The sequence below is a fragment of the Streptomyces sp. R-74717 genome (assembly GCF_047305335.1).
GTDB lineage: Bacteria > Actinomycetota > Actinomycetes > Streptomycetales > Streptomycetaceae > Streptomyces > Streptomyces atratus.
The window spans coordinates 6,112,353-6,131,297 of record NZ_CP102361.1; the positions used below are offsets into that span (position 1 = coordinate 6,112,353).

The following is an 18,945-nucleotide window of genomic DNA, read 5'->3' on the forward strand; positions in this document are numbered from 1 at the left end:
CGGGTTCCCTCACGCCCTCGGGTGCCTGGCCTGGCCTGGGCGGTCCGATGCCCCGCACGAAAGCTCCGGTCGTGTGGGGGCGGTGCCGTCCTTCCCCAAGCTCTCAACTCCGTTCGAGCAGGGGATGCCCCATCCCGGATCGGGTGTCCGAGGGCGCGTCGTCCGATCGCGATACCGGCGACATCGTGACGGGACATCTTTCGCTTGGGGGTGGCCAGCGGTTTCTGCCAGTGCTGGGCACCCCACATCACTCCCAGGCCGGACACCCGCCACCCAGCCCAACGAGCAACAGTCACCAAGGTCACCCATTCGACTCCAGAACCCCCGTGCCCACCGCCGCGAACCCACCGCCAGGACTCACTCCCACACGCCACCACTCACCCCGGCTCAGTAAACCGACAGCAGCTCACAACCCCTCGGCGAGCAGCCGGTCCGCGACCCGCGCCGCCGCCCCGCCGTCGTCCAGGTCGCAGAAATCCCGGCGGAAACTCTCGTACGCCTCCGCGTGCCGGGCCGCCGACGCGGTCAGGGTGCCGGCATCGCGCAGGATCCCGGCGATCTCGTCCGTGCCGACGAGCAGCGGCCCCGGCGCCCGGGTCTCGAAGTCCAGACAGAAACCGCGCACCGTGTCGCGGTAGTGCTCCAGGTCGTAGGTGTGGAAGAGCATCGGACGGCCCGTGTGCGCGTAGTCGAACATCAGCCCCGAATAGTCCGTGACCAGTACATCGGCGATCAGCAGCAGCTCCGCGGTGTCCGGGTGCGCCGATACATCGCGTACGCCGTGTCCCTCGGGCACGCTCCCGGTCACCTGTGGATGGCGCCGCACCAGCACGGTGTGGCCGTCGCCGAGGGAGCGCGCCAGCGCTGCCAGGTCGAGCGCCGGATCCCAGCGGTAGCGGGGCCGCTCGCCCCCGGTGCCGGACGGGTGGGCCAGCTGGTCACGGTAGGTCGGCGCGTACAGCACGACCCGGCGGCCGTCCGGGATGCCGAGCCTGCGCCGTACCCGCTCGGCGGTCTTGGCCCGGTCGGCCGAGAAGAGCAGATCGTTGGCGGGGGAACCCGCCTCCAGGACCTCGCCCCCGTAGCCGAGAGCGCGACGCAGTAGCGGGGTGGAGTGGCGGCTGGGAGAGACCAGGACGGACCACTGGGCCGCCCGGCGCGGCAGCGAGGCGAGCTGGTGGTGGTCGGCGTACAGGGTGCCGCCCAGATCCGTGCCGAAGCGGCCGAGCGGGGTGCCGTGCCAGGTCTGTACGACGGTCTGGCCGGGCCGCCGCTCGAACCACTCGGGCAGCTGGTCGGCGGTGACGATCCGGCGGGACCGCGCCAGCGCCTCGTACCAGGCGGCGCTGTGCTCGATGACCGGGGCGGCGGCGGACGGGATGTGTCCGTGGAGCCCGTCGGTGACCCAGAGGTGCTCCGACTCCACGCCCCGGCGCAGGAGTTCGGCGTGGACGGCGCGCGGTGAGGCGCCGCCCGTGTAGAGGACGGCGTCCCGCAGCGGCAGCGCGCGCCGGGCCGGATAGTGCGTGCCGCGCAGTTCGGCCCGGCGGTACGCGCCCCGCTCGGCGACCGCGAGTACCGGTCCGGCGTGCACGGTCAGCCGGTCGCCGAACCTGCGGTCCAGGGCGAACTCCCGGCCGGGTGCGGGGGCCGTGGAGTCCGCCCCCGTGCGGCGGAGCGGCAGACGGGCGGTGAGTGCGGTCAGTACACGGACCGGCCGGCCGCCCAGATACGCGTCCCAGCGGCCCTCGTGCAGCCCCGCGGCCACCGAGGGCGCGAGGAACGCGGTGAAGCGGCGCCCCTCGTAAGCCCCCTCGCAAGCCTCTTCGGGCGCCCCCGCGCGTGCTTCCCCGTACGTTGCCGCGCGCGGCTCCTCATGTGTGACGGGCACCGTCACCGTCTCGCGCAGTGCGTCGTGCCGCAGTACGAGGTGGGCCGGGCCTTCGTCCTCCCGTACGCCCGTTCCGGCGCCGGTCACCCCCTCCACCCGCAGCGCACCGTCCGACGTCCACGCCGCCCCGTCCACGAACGGCTGCCCGCTCAGGTCCAGCACCAGCTCGCCCGCCGCATCGGCCACGACCGGCGGCGCCGCCTCCGGGGCCGCGGCCAGCGGCACCCTCGACCCGTCCGCCAGCACCAGCCGCGCCCGCCACCGCCCGCCGGGCTCCGGCTCGACCTCGCGGGGCGCCCGGTGCGGTGCCTGTGGTGCGGCCGCCATCCCGGCGAGGTCGGTGAGCGGAATCCGTACCGTGAAACGGTCGCCCGCCAGGCACTCGACCGGGTGGCCGAACTCCTGGTCCGCCACCCCTTCGCAGGTCAGCACCAGGGCCTTCGGCCGGGCGCCCCCGTACAGCCGGCCGGTCAACTCCAGCTCCTCGCCGATGCGACGGTCCTCGCACCGGGCCGGCAGCTGCGCCAGGGTCAGCCTCAGCCGCCCGTCCAGGTAGTCGAGCACCGCCCGCCGTCCCTCGCCCAGGTCATGGACGAGCGGCTGTACGGACCCCGCCTCCACGGCCCGCACGGCCACCCGGCGGACCGTGCCATGAGCGGCCACCATCATGCCAACCAGCCAACCGCCGGGCCGCAGCCGACGCGGGTCGAGAGCCAGCTCGAAACCCGCGTGGTCGTAACTGTGCAACTGCTGACCGGAGTTGATGGTCGCCTCGGGTGCGGGAACGTTCCGTACCGGCACTGTCCGCAGATGCTGGCCGCGGGTCGCGCGCACCATGCCCACCTTCAGCGAGTGGCGCGGAGCCGCGGCTGGCAGATTGCGGATGTACGCGTAACCGCGCAGCAGCAGCTTCCCGTCGTCGCCCCACTGGGCCTCCAACAGCCGTGCCACGGCCGGGAGATCGGTACGGGCGAGGCGGGTGCTGTCCGGGACGCCGGGGAAACCGGCCTGCCGCCGCCCCGGCACGCCGCCGACCATGAACGTCCCGGCGCCGTTGGCCCGTTCGAAGGCGAGCACGGCCAGCAGCTCCGCAAGTCTGCGTTCCTTCACCAGTTGCCACTTGATCCGCAGCTCCACCGGCAGTTCATGGGCCACTGCCCGGCCCGACCTGGCCGCCCCGTCCATCCGCTCCATCCGGTCCAGGAACGCCCCCGCGTCCGCCATGAACGCATCCCGGTACTCGGGCCCGCCCATCGCGAGCCCCTCCAGGAAGTACACGAAGTCGTCGCGCAGGCACGAGAGGTCGTAGCGGCGCCGCGCACCGCCGTTCGCCACCCCGCCCCGGCCCGCCAGGAACGCGCTGACCTGCTCGCACGCCGAGATCCGGTCCCGTACGCCCTGCACATCCGTACGCCGTCGGGTGATCGACCCCTCCCGGACCCGCCAGTAGTAGACATGCTTGTGCAGCACATCGACCGAGCCCGCGAGGAAGTGCGCCGGGATCATCACCGGGGTGTCCTCGTAGAGCTTCCCCTCCGGGAAGGCGAAGGCGTGCCGGTCCCAGAAGGAGCGCCGGAACACCTTGTTCCAGGCGACCCGGTCGGCGAGCAGTCGCGGATCGCGGCTGATGTGGGTGCGGGCCCGGGTGGCGGTCAGCCAGCGGTACTGCCAGGCCTGCTGCCGCCCCTGCTCCTTCAGCCGCCACACATTGCCGGTCGCGAGGTCGGAGCCGGTCGACTCCAGTGACGCCAGCATTCGTTCGTAGGCGTCGTGGACGACGATGTCGTCGCTGTCGACGAACGCCAGATACGGCACGTCCGCCGTGGTGTGCCGCACGCCGGTGTTGCGGGCCGCGCTCAGCCCCGCGTTGGGCTGACGGACGTAGTGGAAGCGGCGGTCGCGGGCGGCGAACGCCCTGGCGAGGGCCGCGCTGCCGTCCGTCGAGCCGTCGTCGACGAGGACCACCTCGATGTCGGCGACCGACTGTTCGGCCACCGACCGCAGGCAGTCCTCCAGGTAGTCCTCGACGTTGTGGACCGGGACGACGACACTGAGGCGCGGCTTCATGCCAGGTCAACCGGGGCGGACGCGCCTGGTCACCGGCACTGCCCCGAACGGGTGAACACGCGATTCGGCGCGCGGTGGGTGCGCGATTACCCTCGGCTGCCATGCTCCTCAGTGTTGTCGTGCCCGTCCACCGCGTTCAGGGATATCTCAGGGCGGGCCTGGAGTCCGTGCTGGGCCAGGGCCCCGGTGAATTGGAGCTTCTCGTCGTCGACGACGGGTCGAGGGACGGCAGCGCCGAGATCGCCGCCGAGTTCGCGGCGCGCGACCCGAGGGTCAGGGTGATCACCCTCGCCGAGCACCGCGGGGCGGGTCCGGCCCGCAACGCCGGGGCGGCAGAGGCACGGGGGCGGTTTCTCCTCTTCCTCGACGGCGACGACCTGCTGCGACCGGGCGCCCTGGAAGCGATCAACGGCCGGCTGGCCGCGAGCGAACCGGACGTACTCCTCCTCGGACACGACCGCATCGACTGGTGGGGGGACGTCTCGTCCCCGGCACCCGTCATCCCGTCCCCGGCGTCCGTTGCCGAGGGCTTCTCCACCGCCGTCCCGCGCCTCTTCCGCCGCGCCTTCTGGACCGCGCACGGTCTCCACTTCACCGACGGCGCCTATGAGGACGTCCTCCCCGTCCACCGTGCCACCCTCCTCGCCTCCGACGCCGGCACTCTCGACACCCTCGACCGGATCTGTGTCCGCCACCGCATCCGCCGTTCCGGCACCTTCGCCACCACCCCGGGACGCCACCACTTCGCGATCCTCGACGCATACGAACGGCTGCTCGCCGAGACGGGCCACGACCCACGGATCCGGGCGGCGCGCACCCACCACCTGCGCGCCGTCCTCGCGGACCCCGGCCGGACCGCCCCAGAGGACCGCGCCGCCCTCCACCGCGCCGCAGCCCTCCCCGGCAACTACGCCGTCCACCGCGCCCGGGAAGCCGCCCGCACCGGCCGCACCCGCACCCGGGCCGCCCTGCGTCACCGCAAGAAGACGCTCCGGGCCCGCGTCATGCGCGCCGCCTACCGCACGGATCTGCTCCGCCCCCTGGACCCCGACCTCGCGGTGTACGGGGCCTATTGGAACCGGGGCGTCGCGTGCAACCCGGCCGCGATCCACGCCAAGGCCCTCGAACTCGCCCCGCACATCCGGGGCGTCTGGGCCGTCTCCTCCCGTCACCGCGACCGCATGCCGCCCGGCATCCCGTACGTCATCGAGGGCTCCCGCGCCTACTGGCGGGCGATGGCCACCGCCACGTACCTGATCAACAACTCCAGCTTCCCCGGCGGCTTCACCAAACGCCCCGGCCAGCGCTATCTCCAGACCCACCACGGCACCCCGCTGAAGACCATGGGTCTGGACCAGCGCGCCTACCCGGCCCTCACCAACGGCATCAGCTTCGAGAAGATCGTCGCCCACGCCGACCAGTGGGACTTCTCCCTCTCCGCCAACCCGCACACCACCGAGATCTGGGACCGGGTCTACCCGTCCGGCTACGAGCATCTGAACCTCGGCTACCCGCGCAACGACATCTTCTTCACCGCCACCCCCGAGCAGACCGCCGCGATCCGGCAGCGCCTCTCCCTCGCCCCGGACCGGACGGTGCTGCTGTACGCGCCCACCCACCGCGACTACCGCAAGGGCTTCGTCCCCCACCTCGACCTGGAACGACTCGCCCGCGAACTCGGAAGGGGCTACGTCGTGTTGGTCCGGGCGCACTACTTCTACGGCCGCTCGGCGCAGCTGGACGGCGCCCGGGTGGTGGATGTGACGGCATATCCGTCCGTCGAGGAACTCTGCCTGGTCTCCGACGCGTTGATCACCGACTACTCGTCGCTGATGTTCGACTACGCCTGCCTGGACCGCCCGATCATCAGCCACGCCCCGGACTGGGCCGCCTACCGGGCCTCGCGCGGCACCTACTTCGATCTGCTGTCCGGACGCCCCGGCGACACCCCGGGCGCCGTCGCCACCAGTGAGGACGAGCTGCTGGAAGTGTTCAGGACGGGCGAATGGTGCTCGGCGCGGACGGCGGAGCTGCGGGCGGCGTTCCGGGAGCGCTTCTGCCCGTACGACGACGGACATGCGGCCGAGCGCGTGGTGCGGCGGCTGTTCCTGAGCGACAGCGAGTAAGCGCGGCGCAGCCGATGTCACCCGTTCGGGAAAGACCGCAACCGGTGACCCCCGGCCCCGCACGGGGTTGAGCCATACGGACAACCAGGCCCCCGATGAACGGACGTGCTCAACATGCCGCCACGGCTCAGTGTCGTCGTACCCGTCCACAACGTCGAGCTCTATCTGACGGACTGCCTGAAGTCCCTCGCGGAGCAGACCATGGCCGACCTGGAGGTGGTGATGGTCGACGACGGGTCCACCGACAACAGCGCGGCCCTGGCCGCCGGGTTCGCCGAACAGGACGGCCGGTTCCGGCTGGTGAGCCAGGAGAACGGCGGACTCGGGCACGCCCGCAACACCGGGGTCCGCCACTGCGACCCGGGCGCCCGCCATCTCGCCTTCGTCGACAGCGACGACGTGCTCCCGCCCCGCGCGTACGAACTCCTCGTCGGTGCCCTGGACGAGACCGGCTCGGACATCGCGTCCGGCAATGTGCTGCGGCTGCGGGCCTCCGGAAAGCTCCAGCAGTCGCCCAACTTCCGCAAGCCCATGGCGACGACCCGGCTGCGCACCCACATCTCCCGCGACTGGGACCTCGCCGCCGACCGGATCGCCTGCAACAAGGTCTTCCGCCGGTCCTTCTGGGACGAGCACGCCTTCGCCTTCCCGGTCGGCGCCCTCTACGAGGACATCCCGGTCGTCCTGCCCGCCCACTTCCTGGCCCGCTCCGTCGATGTGCTGAAGGACGCCGTCTACCACTGGCGCGACCGGGCGGGCTCGATCACCACCCGCCGCGCCGTCGTCCGCGGTATCCAGGACCGGGCCTCGCACGTGCTGGGCGTCTCCACGTTCCTCGACGAGCACCGCGGCGCCGCCGACAAACGGCAGTACGAGGCGCACGTCCTCGCCAACGACCTCTGGTACTTCATGGAGGCGCTGCCCGACGGCGACGAGGAGTACCGGCGCGCTTTCCTCACCTACGCGAACGAGTTCACCGACCAGGTCGACCCGGCCGTCCTCGACGCGCTCCCGCTGCGACTGCGCCTGATGTGGCACCTCGTGCGCGAACGGCGGACCGATGAACTGCTGGCCCTGCTCGCCTTCGACAAGGCCGAGCCGGGAGCGTTCGCGGTACGGGGTGTGCGTCGCCGCAGTGCCTCCTTCCCCGTCCTCGTCCGGCCGGTGCCGTGCTCGGTGCTGCGGGTCACCGACCGGGATCTGCCGCTCACCGCCCGGCTGCAGGACGCCCACTGGCGGGGCGGCAAGCTGCACCTCAAGGGGTACGCGTACATCCGGAATCTGCCCGCCACCGCGCGCGGCACCGAGTTCCGGGCCGGCTGGCTGCGGGCGGGGCGACGGCATGTGCTGCCGCTCCGGCTGCGCACGGTCGCCGGACCCGAGGCCACCGCCCGGTCCCGGCAGAGCCTGCACGACTACGACCGCTCCGGCTTCGAGACCGTCATCGACCCGGCCAGGCTCCGCATCGATGCGGCCGGCAGCCTCGAACGGCTCACCTGGCACCTGGAGGTCGGCATCGCCGGGCACGGCATGCTGCGCCGCTCCGACCTCTCGACGAGCGAGGCGGCCGCACCGCCGCCCGTGCACCGGCCCGACGGCGACCACCGGATCGTGCCCTCCTTCGAGAGCGGCAGGCTCGTGCTGCACGCCGAGCGGATCGATGCCCGCTTCGAGACGCACCGCGCGGGCGGCACGGGCGACGGCGCAGGCACCGTGGTGATCCACGGGATGATCCGCGACCGTCTCGGCAAGGGACCGCTGCGCCTCGCACTCACCCACCGGGCCTCCGGTACCTCCTTCGACTGTCCGGTGACCGTGTACGAGGGGGCCGTGCCCTCGGCGGCGGGGTGGCGGCGCTTCACAGCCGATGTCCCGCTCGGCGCCTTCGCCGACGCCCGGCAGGGAGCGGGGGAGGGGGCAGCGCCCGCACAGCTGCCGTACAGCCTGCAACTCGTCGGCCCGGACGGGCGCAGGACACCGATCGATGTGCCGGGGCCCGTACTGCCGGGCCGCTACCCGCTGGGCACGGACGGCGACCGGCGGCGCGAACTCGGTCTGACCGCAAGCTCCCGCGGCAATCTGCTGATCAGCGACCGCACCGTACAACCCGCCGTCGACCTGGCGACCTGGACGGAGGACGGACAGCTCCTTCTGGAGGGCACCTTCCCCGACGACCCGGAACGGCCCGTAGCGCTGGTGGCCCGGCACAGCGGGCACGGCGAGGAGGCCGTCTTCCCCCTCACCTCCTCCGGGGCCGTCGGGGCGCGGCGGTTCAGGGCCGCGCTCCGGCCGGACGCCGTCGAGGAACCCGGTGGGAAACTGCCGCTGGGCCAGGGCCATTGGTACCTCTTCCTCCGCGAGAAGGGCGCGAGGGACGACGCGTACGACGCCCCGCTGCGCATCCCGGCCGCCGCCCACCGCACCCTGCCCGCCGCCCGCACCCTCGCGGGCCGGAAGTACCTCATCGAACGGCGCTTCCACGACCAGCTGCTGATCAACTGCGCATCGGTGCTCACCGCCGCGGAACGCGGTGCGCGCGGCAAGCGGCTGCTGCGCGAGGCGTACCGGGGCCTGCGCATGGCACCCCTGCGCGACACCGTGCTGTACAGCAGCTTCGACGGCCGCCAGTACTCCGACTCGCCGCGCGCGATCCATGAGGAAGTGGCACGGCGGGGCGCCGAGTTGGAGCATCTGTGGGTGGTGCGCGACCAGCAGGCCCGTATCCCGGCGGGAGCCACGGCCGTCGAGCACGGCTCCGCCGCCTGGCACGAGGCGCTGGCCCGCAGCCGTCACATCGTCACCAACACCCAGCTGCCGGAGTGGTTCGAGCGGCGCGAGGGCCAGTGCGTCGTCCAGACCTGGCACGGCACGCCCCTCAAGCGCATCGGTCTCGACCTCGCGGGCACCGCTCAGGCCAACAGCGCCTATATCGCCACCATCGAGCGGCGCGCCCGCCAGTGGAGCGTCCTGGTCTCCCCGAACCGCTTCTCCACCCCCGTCCTGCGGCGCTCGTTCGGCTACCGGGGCGAGGTCCTGGAGTGCGGCTATCCCCGCAACGACCTGTTCCACGCCCCGGACCGGACCAAGGTCGCCGCAGCAGTACGGGAGCGGCTCGGCATCCCCGAAGGCAAGCGGGTCGTGCTGTACGCGCCGACCTGGCGCGAGGACCGGCCGCAGGGCGGCGGCCGCTACGCCCTCGACCTGCAGCTCGACCTGGCCGCCGCCGAACGCGAACTCGCCGCGGACACCGTCCTGTTGGTCCGCCGCCACTATCTGGTCACCGACCGCCTCCCGGACAGCGGCAGCGGCTTCGTCCGTGACGTCTCGCGCTACGGGGGCGTCGGGGAGCTGATGCTGATCAGCGACGCGCTGGTCACCGACTACTCCTCGCTGATGTTCGACTTCGCCCAGACCGGCCGCCCGATGCTCTTCCACACCTACGATCTGGCGCACTACCGCGATACCCTGCGCGGCTTCTGCTTCGACTTCGAGGCCCGCGCCCCCGGCCCCCTGATCCCCGGCTCCGCCGGACTCATCGAGGCGCTGCGCGACCCGGAGCGGGCCACCAGGGGCCACGCGCAGGCGTACGAGGCATTCCTCCGGGACTTCTGCGACCTGGACGACGGACACGCGGCGGCGGGGGTGGTCGACCGGATGCTCCAGGGCCTTGACCGGCCCTGATCCGCCGGACCGTGGTCCGTGCAGCCCGGCCGGTCCCGGTGCCGGCCGGGCAGGGGCGCCGGGGCCACCGCACCCCGCCTGAACCGATCGAGTGATTCAGGGATTCGGACGTTTGCGCAGACACGCAGGGCATCGAAGTCGCGAGCCATGTAAGTGTGGTCATCGGTGCGTTGCTCAGCGTCGTCGGGTTGCTACGTTCTGTTTTCATGGGTATCCGAATGCGATGCGAAACCTGGGACGTACGACGGGCAAGAGCGGTGGTGCTCATTGCTGCGTCTGCCGGTCTCCTCACCCGAATGCTGATCGCGGCGAATATGCCCGGACCGGCCGACGTGCGGATCTTCCAAGGTTTCGCAGAGGCCATCGTGCGGTACGGCCCCATTCGGATTTACGAACAGCCGCTTCCGGGACTGCCCGTCTACAACCATCCGCCACTGGCCGGCTGGATACTCCTCGGTCTCCATGAACTCTCCGAACTCGGAATTCCCTTCGGAACGCTGATCAGGTCACCCGCCTCGATCGCCGACTTCTTCTGCGCTCTCCTCGTGTTCGAAATCGTGCGCCGGCGCAACTCGGCCGGTACGGCGGTCGCCTGCGGTGTGGGCGTGGCCGTCAGCCCCGTACTGATCGCCACCTCCGGCTATCACGGCAACACCGATGCGGTCGCCATCACGTTCGCCCTGGCCGCCGCCCATCTGCTCGCGGACCGGAAGTCGCCGCTGGCCGCCGGGGTGTGTGCCGCGCTCTCGATCAGTGTCAAGTTCGTCCCGGTGGTGGTGATCCCGGCGCTGTTCGTCGTCGCGCTGCGGGCCGGCCGGCCGGCACTCATCCGTTTCACCGCCGGGTTCACCGTCCTCGTCGCCCTCGTCTGGGGACCGGTCCTGGTGACCGTGCCGCAGAGCCTCAAGGAGAACGTCCTGGAGTACGCGGGCGGCAGCTACCGGCTCTGGGGCCTCGTCCGGTTCGCCGACGTGCTCGGCCTGCCGCAGTCCTTCATCACCTTCATCCAGGGCGAGGGCCACTTCCTCTTCGTGCTGGCCTGCGTGGCGGTCGGGATCTGGCTCGCCTGGCTGCGCCCCGCGCAGCTGCCCGGTGTCGTCGCCGTCACGATGGGCTTCCTGCTGCTGCTCTCCACCGCGTCCGCCCTGCAGTACCTGACCTGGGCGGCGGCCGGGCTGTTCGTCATCGGGTTCTGGGAAGGCGCCGCGTACAGCTGTCTGCTCGGCCTGACGGCGGTCCTTGGCTACCAGGGACGCTCCGCCGTGCACTGGAGCGAAACGGTGCTGCATCTGGGCGAGGCCGGCTGGTTCGTCCTCGCCGCCGGCCTCGTCAGCGGAGTCCGCAAGATCCTCGCCGCGCAGCCGGCCGCACCCCCGAAATCCCCCGCCGAGCGGACCTCGGTCCCGGCGCCCTGCACCCCGCGGCCCACCGGTTCCCCCGTCAACTGACCGCCCCTCCCGAGTACCGAGCACAACTGGAGAACGCCCCGTGAAGGAAAGCCCGAGCCCCAGGATCGGCATCCTGGTGGTCGCGTACAACGCCGAGACGACGCTGGAGAGGACCCTCGACCGCATTCCGGAAGACTTCCGGTCCAAGGTCGCCGAGGTCCTGATTCTCGACGACGCGAGCCATGACGCGACCTTCACCGCAGGCTGCCGCTGGTCGCAGACGGAGGGGTTGCCGCGGACCGTGGTGATGCGGCACACCAAGAATCTCGGATACGGCGGAAACCAGAAGGCCGGATACGCGCTGGCCGCCGAACACGGACTCGACATCATCGTGCTGCTGCACGGCGACGGACAGTACGCCCCCGAATTCCTGCCCGACATGGTCGCACCGATCGAACGCGGCGAATGCGATGCCGTGTTCGGCTCGCGGATGATGAAATCCGGATCCGCTCTCAAGGGTGGCATGCCGATGTACAAATGGCTCGGCAACCGCATTCTCACCCGTCTGGAGAACACCCTTCTCGGCTCGCAGCTCACCGAATTCCACTCCGGGTACCGCGCCTACAGCGTCGCGGCACTCAAGAGGCTGCCGATCCACCGGAACACCGACGCGTTCGACTTCGACACCCAGATCATCGTCCAGCTCCTCAATGAAGGGATGCGGATCAAGGAGATCCCCGTCCCCACCTACTACGGCGACGAGATCTGCTACGTGAACGGCATGAAGTACGCGAAGGACGTCGTCAAGGACGTCCTCGAATACCGGCTCGCCGTCAAGGGATTCGGCACCTGCGCCTGGATCCCCAAGCCCGTCGAGTACGCCTTCAAGGAGGGAGACGGTTCCTCGCACGCCGTCATCCTGGAGAAGATGCGCAGCCTCCCGCCCGGCCGGGTCCTCGATCTCGGCTGCTCCGGCGGCCTGTTCGCGCAGCGACTCGAAGCCCTTGGCCACGAAGTGACGGGCGTGGACTACGTCGAGGTCCCCGGCGTACGCGAGAAATGCACCCACTTCCACCTCGCCGACCTGGAGGAGGGGCTGCCCGCGGAGATCGGCGCCGACTACGACTATGTCGTCGCCGGCGACGTCATCGAGCATCTCTCCCGCCCCGAGCGTGTGCTCGCCGAGGTCGCCACCGTGCTGCGGCCCGGCGGCCATGTGCTGCTCTCCGTACCGAACTTCAGCCACTGGTACTCACGGCTGCGGGTCGCGCTCGGCGTCTTCGACTACGACCGGCGCGGCATCCTCGACGAAACGCATCTGCGCTTCTTCACCCGGGCCAGCCTGCGCCGCACGGTCAGGAACGCGGGCTACGACGTCCTCCACATCGCCTCCACCGGAGCCCCGTTCTGGGCGCTGCTCGGAGGCGGACCGCTCCCCGCGGTCCTCGGCGGGGTGTCGAAGCTGCTCACCCGGATCCGGCCGACGCTGTTCGGCTATCAGCACGTCGCACTGCTCACCCCGCATGCGGCCGAGACGATCATCGCTGGAGAGCACGTCGATGTACAGGACATCCTCGACCGACAGTACGCCCCTGCCGACCGGGTCGGCGTCTGAGGCCGCCGTCCCCCGTCCCACCCCCGCCCCGACGCCCGGAACCCCGGTCGCCGCAGTCAGGAGCAAGGCCTTGACCCTCCCCAGTCTGATGCTGCTGCTGTTCGCCGTCTTCTCGTCGGCGGGTGGCCAGATCATGCTCAAGCACGGGATGAAGGGCGCCGCGGCCGCCGCCGCGCAGGGCGGAGGGTCCCTCGCCGTGCGGGCCGCGACCAGCCCCTGGGTCGTCCTCGGCCTGGTGGTCTTCGCGGTGTCCGCCATCGCCTGGATGACCACCCTGGCCAAGGTGCCGCTGTCCACCGCCTATCCGTTCAACGCCCTCGGGTATCTGCTGATCGTGCTGGCCGGGGCGACCGTGCTGCACGAGCGGACCTCGATGTGGACCTGGGGAGGCTCGCTGCTCGTGGTCATCGGCCTCTTCACGGTGATGGCGGGCCAGCAACGCTGAGCGGATTCAAGCCCGTCCGGCGTTCGAGGACACGCCGCCGGACGGGCCCGGCACCGCACGCTCCCCCAGCAACACCCTCCGCACCACCCGCTCCGCGGCGCGCCCGTCGCCGTACGGACAGAACCGGGCCCGGAACGCGGCCCGCAGCGCCTCGTTCGCCGGGCTCCGCCAGCTGCCGTCGAGGAAGATCCGGGCCAGCTCGTCGGTATCGGTGGAGACCGCCCCGGGGGTGTCGCCGGGCTTCCCGGACAGCAGATCGAAGCAGACTCCCCGGACCGTGCGGTACGTCTCCCAGTCGGGAGCGTGCACCACGATCGGGCGGTCCAGATGGGCGTAGTCGAACATCACCGACGAGTAGTCCGTCACCAGCGCGTCCGCCGCCAGGCACAGCTCCTCGATCCGCGGGTGATCGCAGACATCGACGAGCGAAGGGTGCTCCGGCAGCCCGGCACCCTCGTAGAAGTAGTGGGCGCGGACCATCACCACGGTGTCCGGGCCGAGCGCCTCGCAGAGGCGGACCAGATCGAGCCGGCTGGTGAACCCCGCCTCGTAGTCGCGATGCGTCGGCGCGTACAGGATGGAGCGCCGGCCGGGCCGGATGCCGAGACCCTCGCGGATCTTCGCGATCCGCTCGGCCGTCGCCGTCGCGAAGACGTCATTGCGCGGATAGCCCGTTTCGAGGGACCGTGCGGCGCCCGGATAGGCGCGTGCCCACACCTCGGTGGAGTGCGGGTTGGCGGAGACGCTCCAGTCCCACCGGTCGACGCGCTGGAGCAGCCGGTCGAAGTTCAGCCCCTGGGCCGCCGCCGGATAGTCCTGCTGGTCGAGCCCCATGATCTTCAGCGGTGTGCCGTGATGGGTCATCACATGGATCTGGCCGGGGCGCTTGACCAGGTGGTCGGGGAAGTTGACGTTGTTGAAGAAGTACGTGGCCCGGGCCAGTAACTGCCAGTAGCGGCGGGTTCCCGGCATCACGTGGTCGATGCCCTCGGGCACCGCGTCCACCTGGTTCTTCGACACCACCCACACACCGCGCACCTGCGGGGCCAGCTCCTGGGCCTTGCGGAAGACGGCCTCCGGATTGCAGCTCACCCCACGGTTCCAGTACGCGGCGTAGACGGCGAGCCCGGGGTCCAGCGGAAGCCTGCGCTGCCACCAGTAGTAGCGCGCGGACAGGGTGTGCCTGGCCCGCGCCCGGACCGCGCCGGGAGCCGCCCGCAGACTTCGGCGCAGGGCCAGGACCGTGTCGAGGGCGCCGAGCAGGACGTACCGGCCACCGCCCATCAGCTTCGGCCGCAGCCCCTGGGCACCGCCCGGGAAGCGGTGCTCCTCCGGCCGGTGCGCACGGTGGAACGCCGCCACGGACCGTACGTAGCGCCTGCGTCGCCGGGTCACCGACGGGTATCCGGAAAGGAGTTCCCAGGCCGCCCGCTCGAAGAGCAGGGTCCGCACGGGACGCAGGAGCGGCCGGTCCCGTACGAACTCCATCAGACCGGCGTACGCGTCGACGAGCTGGTGCGGTGTCGAGCCGTCCGCCGGTTTTGTCCCGTCGGCCGCGACGGGCAGGTGGCGCCGGCTGCGGTGCTCGACGCAGGCGGTGGGGAGTACGACGACGGACTCGGCCGCGGCGAGGGTCTGCAGTGCGTACATCCGCTCCCCGTGCTGCCCCGGTCCGAAGGACAGCTTCTCGCCCTCGTGGAGGGTGCGGCGCACGGCGCGGTTCCAGAAGACCGGTGCGATGTCCAGGAGTACGGGGTGTTCGAGCAGGGTGAGCCGCCCCTCGGGCAGTTCGCCGAGCAGCTCCAGCGACCGGGTCGGGCGGGGGCGGCCCCGGAACGGGCGCCTGTGATGGCCGAACAGCAGCAGTTCCGGGTCACCGGCGGCGTCCAGCCGGTCGGCGACGGCCTGCAGGGCGCCCGGCAGGTGGACGAAGTTGCCCTCCAGGAAGAGGAGATAGTCCCCGACCGCCCGCTCGGCCCCGGCGTTGCGCCGCCCGTCCGGCCCGGCCCCCGGTGGCAGATGGATGGCCTGCACCCGGTCGTCCCGTGCGGCGAACTCGTCGAACAGCAGCCCCGAACCGTCCGGTGAACCGTCGACGACCCCGATCACCTCGATGTCCGTGAACGACTGCGTGAGCACCGACTCCAGGCACTCGCGCAACTGCCCTCGGGCGCGGCGGACGGGGATGATGACACTCAGCCGGGGCATACAGGCTCTTTCTCGGACTCGGGTCTACGGGAGAGGGAGGCGCTCAGGGCTGGTTGGTGGGCTGCGCCCCGGCGAGGCCGAGGCCCGCGGATGCCTGCCGGTCCGCCGGGACCGTGGCCGTGGCCGGTGCGGAGACCGGGACCTGCGCCGGGTTGCCCGCCGCCGGTGCGGGCCGCCGCAGTGCCGGAGGAATCGCGGGCGGCTGCGCGGACGTGTCGCCCAGGAAGAACCGGCGCACCACCCGCTCCGCCGCGTGCCCGTCGTCGTACGGACAGAAGCGCTCCCGGAACGCCGCGCGCAGCCGGGCGGAGCGGGCGCCGCGCCAGTGGCCGGTCGCGAAGACGTCGAGCAGTTCGTCCTCGCTGTGCGCGATCGCGCCGGGCGGGCAGGAGTGCAGGTCGAAGTAGGTGCCGCGGGCCGCTTCGTACGCCTCGCGGTCGTCGCAGTGGATGACGACGGGCCGGTCCAGATTGGCGTAGTCGAACATCAACGACGAGTAGTCCGTGATCAGCGCGTCCGAGGCGAGCGCGAGCGCCTCGACGCAGGGGTGGCCGCTGACGTCGATGATCCGCGGGTGCGGTTCGCGGACCGGCGGAGCCCCGTACGAGTAGTGGGCGCGGCTCAGGATCACAAAGCCGGGACCGAGGGCCCGCAGTACGCGTGCCAGGTCGAGCGCGATGTGCTGGTCGTGCCGGTAGTCGCGGTGCGTGGGCGCGTACAGCAGGGCCAGGGTGCCTTCGGGGATGCCGATCGACTCGCGCAGCCGCGCCACGTCGCCGGCGGTGGCCCGCTGGTAGATGTCATTGCGCGGATAGCCGTACTCCAGCGTCGCGCAGCTCGCGGAGGCCGACGGGTAGGCCTTCTCCCAGACGAGGGTGGAGTGCTGGTTCGCGGAGAGGGAGTAGTCCCACTTGTCGACATTGGCGAGCAGCCGGCCGAAGTCCGTCCCGCGGGCCGCCGCCGGCCGGTCCTGGAGGTCGAGGCCCATGGTCTTGAGCGGTGTGCCGTGGTGTGTCTGGAGCAGCACCTGGCCGCGCCGCTTGACCAGCCGCCGGTCGAAGTTGACGTTGTTCACCAGATACCTGGAGCGGGCCAGCGCCCGCCAGTAGCCGTACGTTCCGGGGGTGAGCCGCTGTGTTGCGGTGGGCACGGTGTGCGCGTCCTCGGGGTGACAGATCCAGGCGGTGCGCAGGCCGGGGACCAGTTCGCGGGCCTTCGCCTCGATCGCGGCCGGATTGCAGGCGTAGCCGCGGTGCCAGTACGCCGCGAACACCGCCCGGTCCGCCTGGACGGGCAGCCGCAGCTGGATGCGGTAGTACGCCTGGAGCGCGGCGGCCCGCAGCACTCGGCGGACGGCCGTGGTGACCTTCCGCAGCCGGCCGTGCAGCAACTGCGCGGTCCACAGCGCACGGTACGTGCGGTGCGCGCCCAGCCGGATCAGGCCGTGGCGCAGCCGGGCGCGGCGCGGGGCGGGGGCGCCCGGGGCACGGTAGCGGCCGCAATGGGCGCGGGCGCGGCCGAAGAACTCGGCGCGGCTGCCGCGCGGTAGCCGACCGGGGGTGGTGAACAGGGTGCAGAAGTGGTCGAGCATCCTGCGGAAGATCACCGGCCGCCAGGGCGCGAGTTCGGGGCGGGCGTCGATGAACGCGAAGACCCGGTCGTACTGTTCGAAGATGTCGAAGTGCTTGCGGCTGGTGGTGGCCAGGATGTTGCCCTGGCGCCGCTGCCGGTAGCCGACGCACACCCGGTCGAGGACCGCGATCGAGCGGGCGGCCAGCAGCACCGGGTACGTCCAGGGCGTGTCCTCGTAGTAGCCGGGCGGGAAGGCGAATCCCTCGGCCTCGACGAACGCCCGGCGGTACGCCTTGTTCCAGACGACCATCAGGACCTTCAGCAGCCCGGGCCGGCCGGCGAGCGTGAAGGTGGCGGGGCCGGTCTCGGCGAGGTGTTCGGCGAAGGTGTTGCGTACGCTTTCGCCCGTCCAGTACGTACGGGCGTAGTCGTAGACCAGGACGTCCGGTTCCCCGGTCTCCTCGATCCGGTCGGCGACGGCCCGCAGGGCGCCGGGGGCGAGGGTGTCGTCGCTGTCCAGGAAGATCAGATAGTCGCCGGTGGCCTGTGCGATCCCGGCGTTACGGGCCCGGCCCAGGCCCACGTTCTCCGGCAGATGCAGGGCCCGCACCCGGTGGTCCCGGGCGGCGAACTCGTCGATGACGGCGCCGCAGGCATCGGGTGAGCAGTCGTCCACCGCGATGAGCTCGAAGTCCTCGAAGGACTGGGTCAGCACCGAGTCCAGGCTCTCGTGCAGATACGCCTGAACCCGGTACGCGGGCACGATGACACTGAACCGGGGCACAACACATCCATGGGTCGTTCGCAGCGCGGGCGGGCGGTCCGCAAACTTCCGATGGAGTGACAGGGTTACGCCAAAACGTGGCAAACCCGCGAAATTGCAGGTGGGGTGGTCCTGTTGCGGTGAACAGGACCACCCCGTGTTGACGTACAGCTGTGCGACTACTTCACCGCGCCCGCCATCACGCCGGAGACGAACTGACGCTGGAAGGCGAAGAAGACCGCAAGCGGAATGACCATCGACACGAAGGCGCCGGGCGCCAGCACATCGATGTTGTTACCGAACTGCCGTACCTGCTGCTGCAGGGCCACTGTGATCGGCGGGGAGTCGGAGTCCGCGAAGATCAGGGCGACCAGCATGTCGTTCCACACCCAGAGGAACTGGAAGATCCCGAGCGACGCGATTGCCGGACCGCCCAGCGGCATCACGACCCGGGTGAAGAGCCGGATCTCGCCCGCCCCGTCGAGCCGGGCCGCCTCCAGCAGCTCCCTCGGGATCTCCGCGAAGAAGTTCCGCAGCAGGAAGATCGCGAAGGGCAGACCGAAGGCCGTGTGGAAGATGACCACGCCGAAGGTCGTCTCGAAGATCCCGACCGCACCGAAGAGCTTGGAGACGGGGACCAGGGCGACCTGCACCGGCACCACCAACAGCCCGACGACCACGAGGAACCACCAGTCGCGGCCGGGGAACTCCATCCAGGCGAAGGCGTATCCGGCCAGTGAACCGATCACGACGACCAGGACGGTCGCCGGGACGGTGATCATGACCGTGCTGAGGAGGGAGTGGGTGATGGTCGAATTGTCCAGCAGCCGGGAGTAGTTGTCGAAGGTGAGCTGGGACGGGGCCGTGAAGACCTTCCACCAGCCGGTCGACGCGATGTCGTCCGCACCGCGCAGCGAGGACAGCAGCAGCCCGATGGTCGGCATCAGCCAGAACAGGCCCACCAGGATGAGGAAGACCCGCATCACACCGCCGCCGGCGCGGGCGGCGATGCGTGCGCCGAGGGACTGCTCGGCCTTCATTGGTTCGGTTGCGGCTGTCGTGCTCGTGGCCGTGTTCGACGTTGTCGTCATCGGCGCCCCTCCTTCCGGATCCGGCGGACGTTGCTGTGCCGTCCCGGGGGACAACCCCCGGACCCCCGGCAGGGGGTGGCGGTCGTGGTCGTCGCTCT

General features: G+C 71.1%; 9 protein-coding genes. 5 read left to right on the forward strand and 4 right to left on the reverse strand.

Annotation, left to right across the window (positions count from 1 at the left end):
• Window positions 1-406: 406 nt before the first annotated feature.
• Window positions 407-3,958 carry a CDP-glycerol glycerophosphotransferase family protein gene (locus NRF20_RS28015; protein ID WP_413753486.1) on the reverse strand — a complete coding sequence of 1,184 codons (3,552 nt, stop codon included), beginning with the start codon at window positions 3,956-3,958 and terminating at the stop codon, window positions 407-409.
• Window positions 3,959-4,059: 101 nt separating this feature from the next.
• Here NRF20_RS28015 and NRF20_RS28020 point away from each other — a divergent pair, with 101 nt between their 5' ends.
• The 5 genes from NRF20_RS28020 to NRF20_RS28040 all read left to right on the forward strand — a co-directional run bounded on the left by NRF20_RS28020 (window position 4,060) and on the right by NRF20_RS28040 (window position 13,213).
• On the forward strand, window positions 4,060-6,084 hold the full coding sequence (locus NRF20_RS28020) for a CDP-glycerol glycerophosphotransferase family protein (RefSeq protein WP_413753487.1): 2,025 nt from the start codon (window positions 4,060-4,062) through the stop codon (window positions 6,082-6,084).
• Between the two features lie 114 nt (window positions 6,085-6,198).
• Window positions 6,199-9,765: a CDP-glycerol glycerophosphotransferase family protein gene (locus tag NRF20_RS28025; RefSeq protein WP_413754614.1), complete on the forward strand. Its 3,567-nt coding sequence runs from the start codon at window positions 6,199-6,201 to the stop codon at window positions 9,763-9,765.
• A gap of 296 nt (window positions 9,766-10,061) precedes the next feature.
• On the forward strand, window positions 10,062-11,213 hold the full coding sequence (locus NRF20_RS28030; protein ID WP_413753488.1) for a glycosyltransferase family 39 protein: 1,152 nt from the start codon (window positions 10,062-10,064) through the stop codon (window positions 11,211-11,213).
• A 40-nt stretch (window positions 11,214-11,253) separates the two neighbouring features.
• On the forward strand, window positions 11,254-12,768 hold the full coding sequence (locus NRF20_RS28035) for a bifunctional glycosyltransferase/class I SAM-dependent methyltransferase (RefSeq protein WP_266361142.1): 1,515 nt from the start codon (window positions 11,254-11,256) through the stop codon (window positions 12,766-12,768).
• A gap of 70 nt (window positions 12,769-12,838) precedes the next feature.
• A complete protein-coding gene (locus tag NRF20_RS28040; RefSeq protein ID WP_398631911.1) occupies window positions 12,839-13,213 on the forward strand; it encodes a hypothetical protein in 375 nt (124 codons plus the stop codon).
• A gap of 6 nt (window positions 13,214-13,219) precedes the next feature.
• On the opposite strand, the gene NRF20_RS28045 is transcribed toward NRF20_RS28040, so the two are convergent.
• The 3 genes from NRF20_RS28045 to NRF20_RS28055 all read right to left on the reverse strand — a co-directional run bounded on the left by NRF20_RS28045 (window position 13,220) and on the right by NRF20_RS28055 (window position 18,847).
• On the reverse strand, window positions 13,220-15,421 hold the full coding sequence (locus NRF20_RS28045; RefSeq protein WP_413753489.1) for a CDP-glycerol glycerophosphotransferase family protein: 2,202 nt from the start codon (window positions 15,419-15,421) through the stop codon (window positions 13,220-13,222).
• A 43-nt stretch (window positions 15,422-15,464) separates the two neighbouring features.
• Window positions 15,465-17,777, reverse strand: coding sequence for a CDP-glycerol glycerophosphotransferase family protein (locus NRF20_RS28050; RefSeq protein WP_413753490.1), 2,313 nt, complete (start codon window positions 17,775-17,777; stop codon window positions 15,465-15,467).
• 158 nt (window positions 17,778-17,935) lie between these two features.
• Complete coding sequence (locus NRF20_RS28055) at window positions 17,936-18,847, reverse strand: carbohydrate ABC transporter permease (protein ID WP_413753491.1); 912 nt, start codon at window positions 18,845-18,847, stop codon at window positions 17,936-17,938.
• Window positions 18,848-18,945 lie beyond the last annotated feature (98 nt).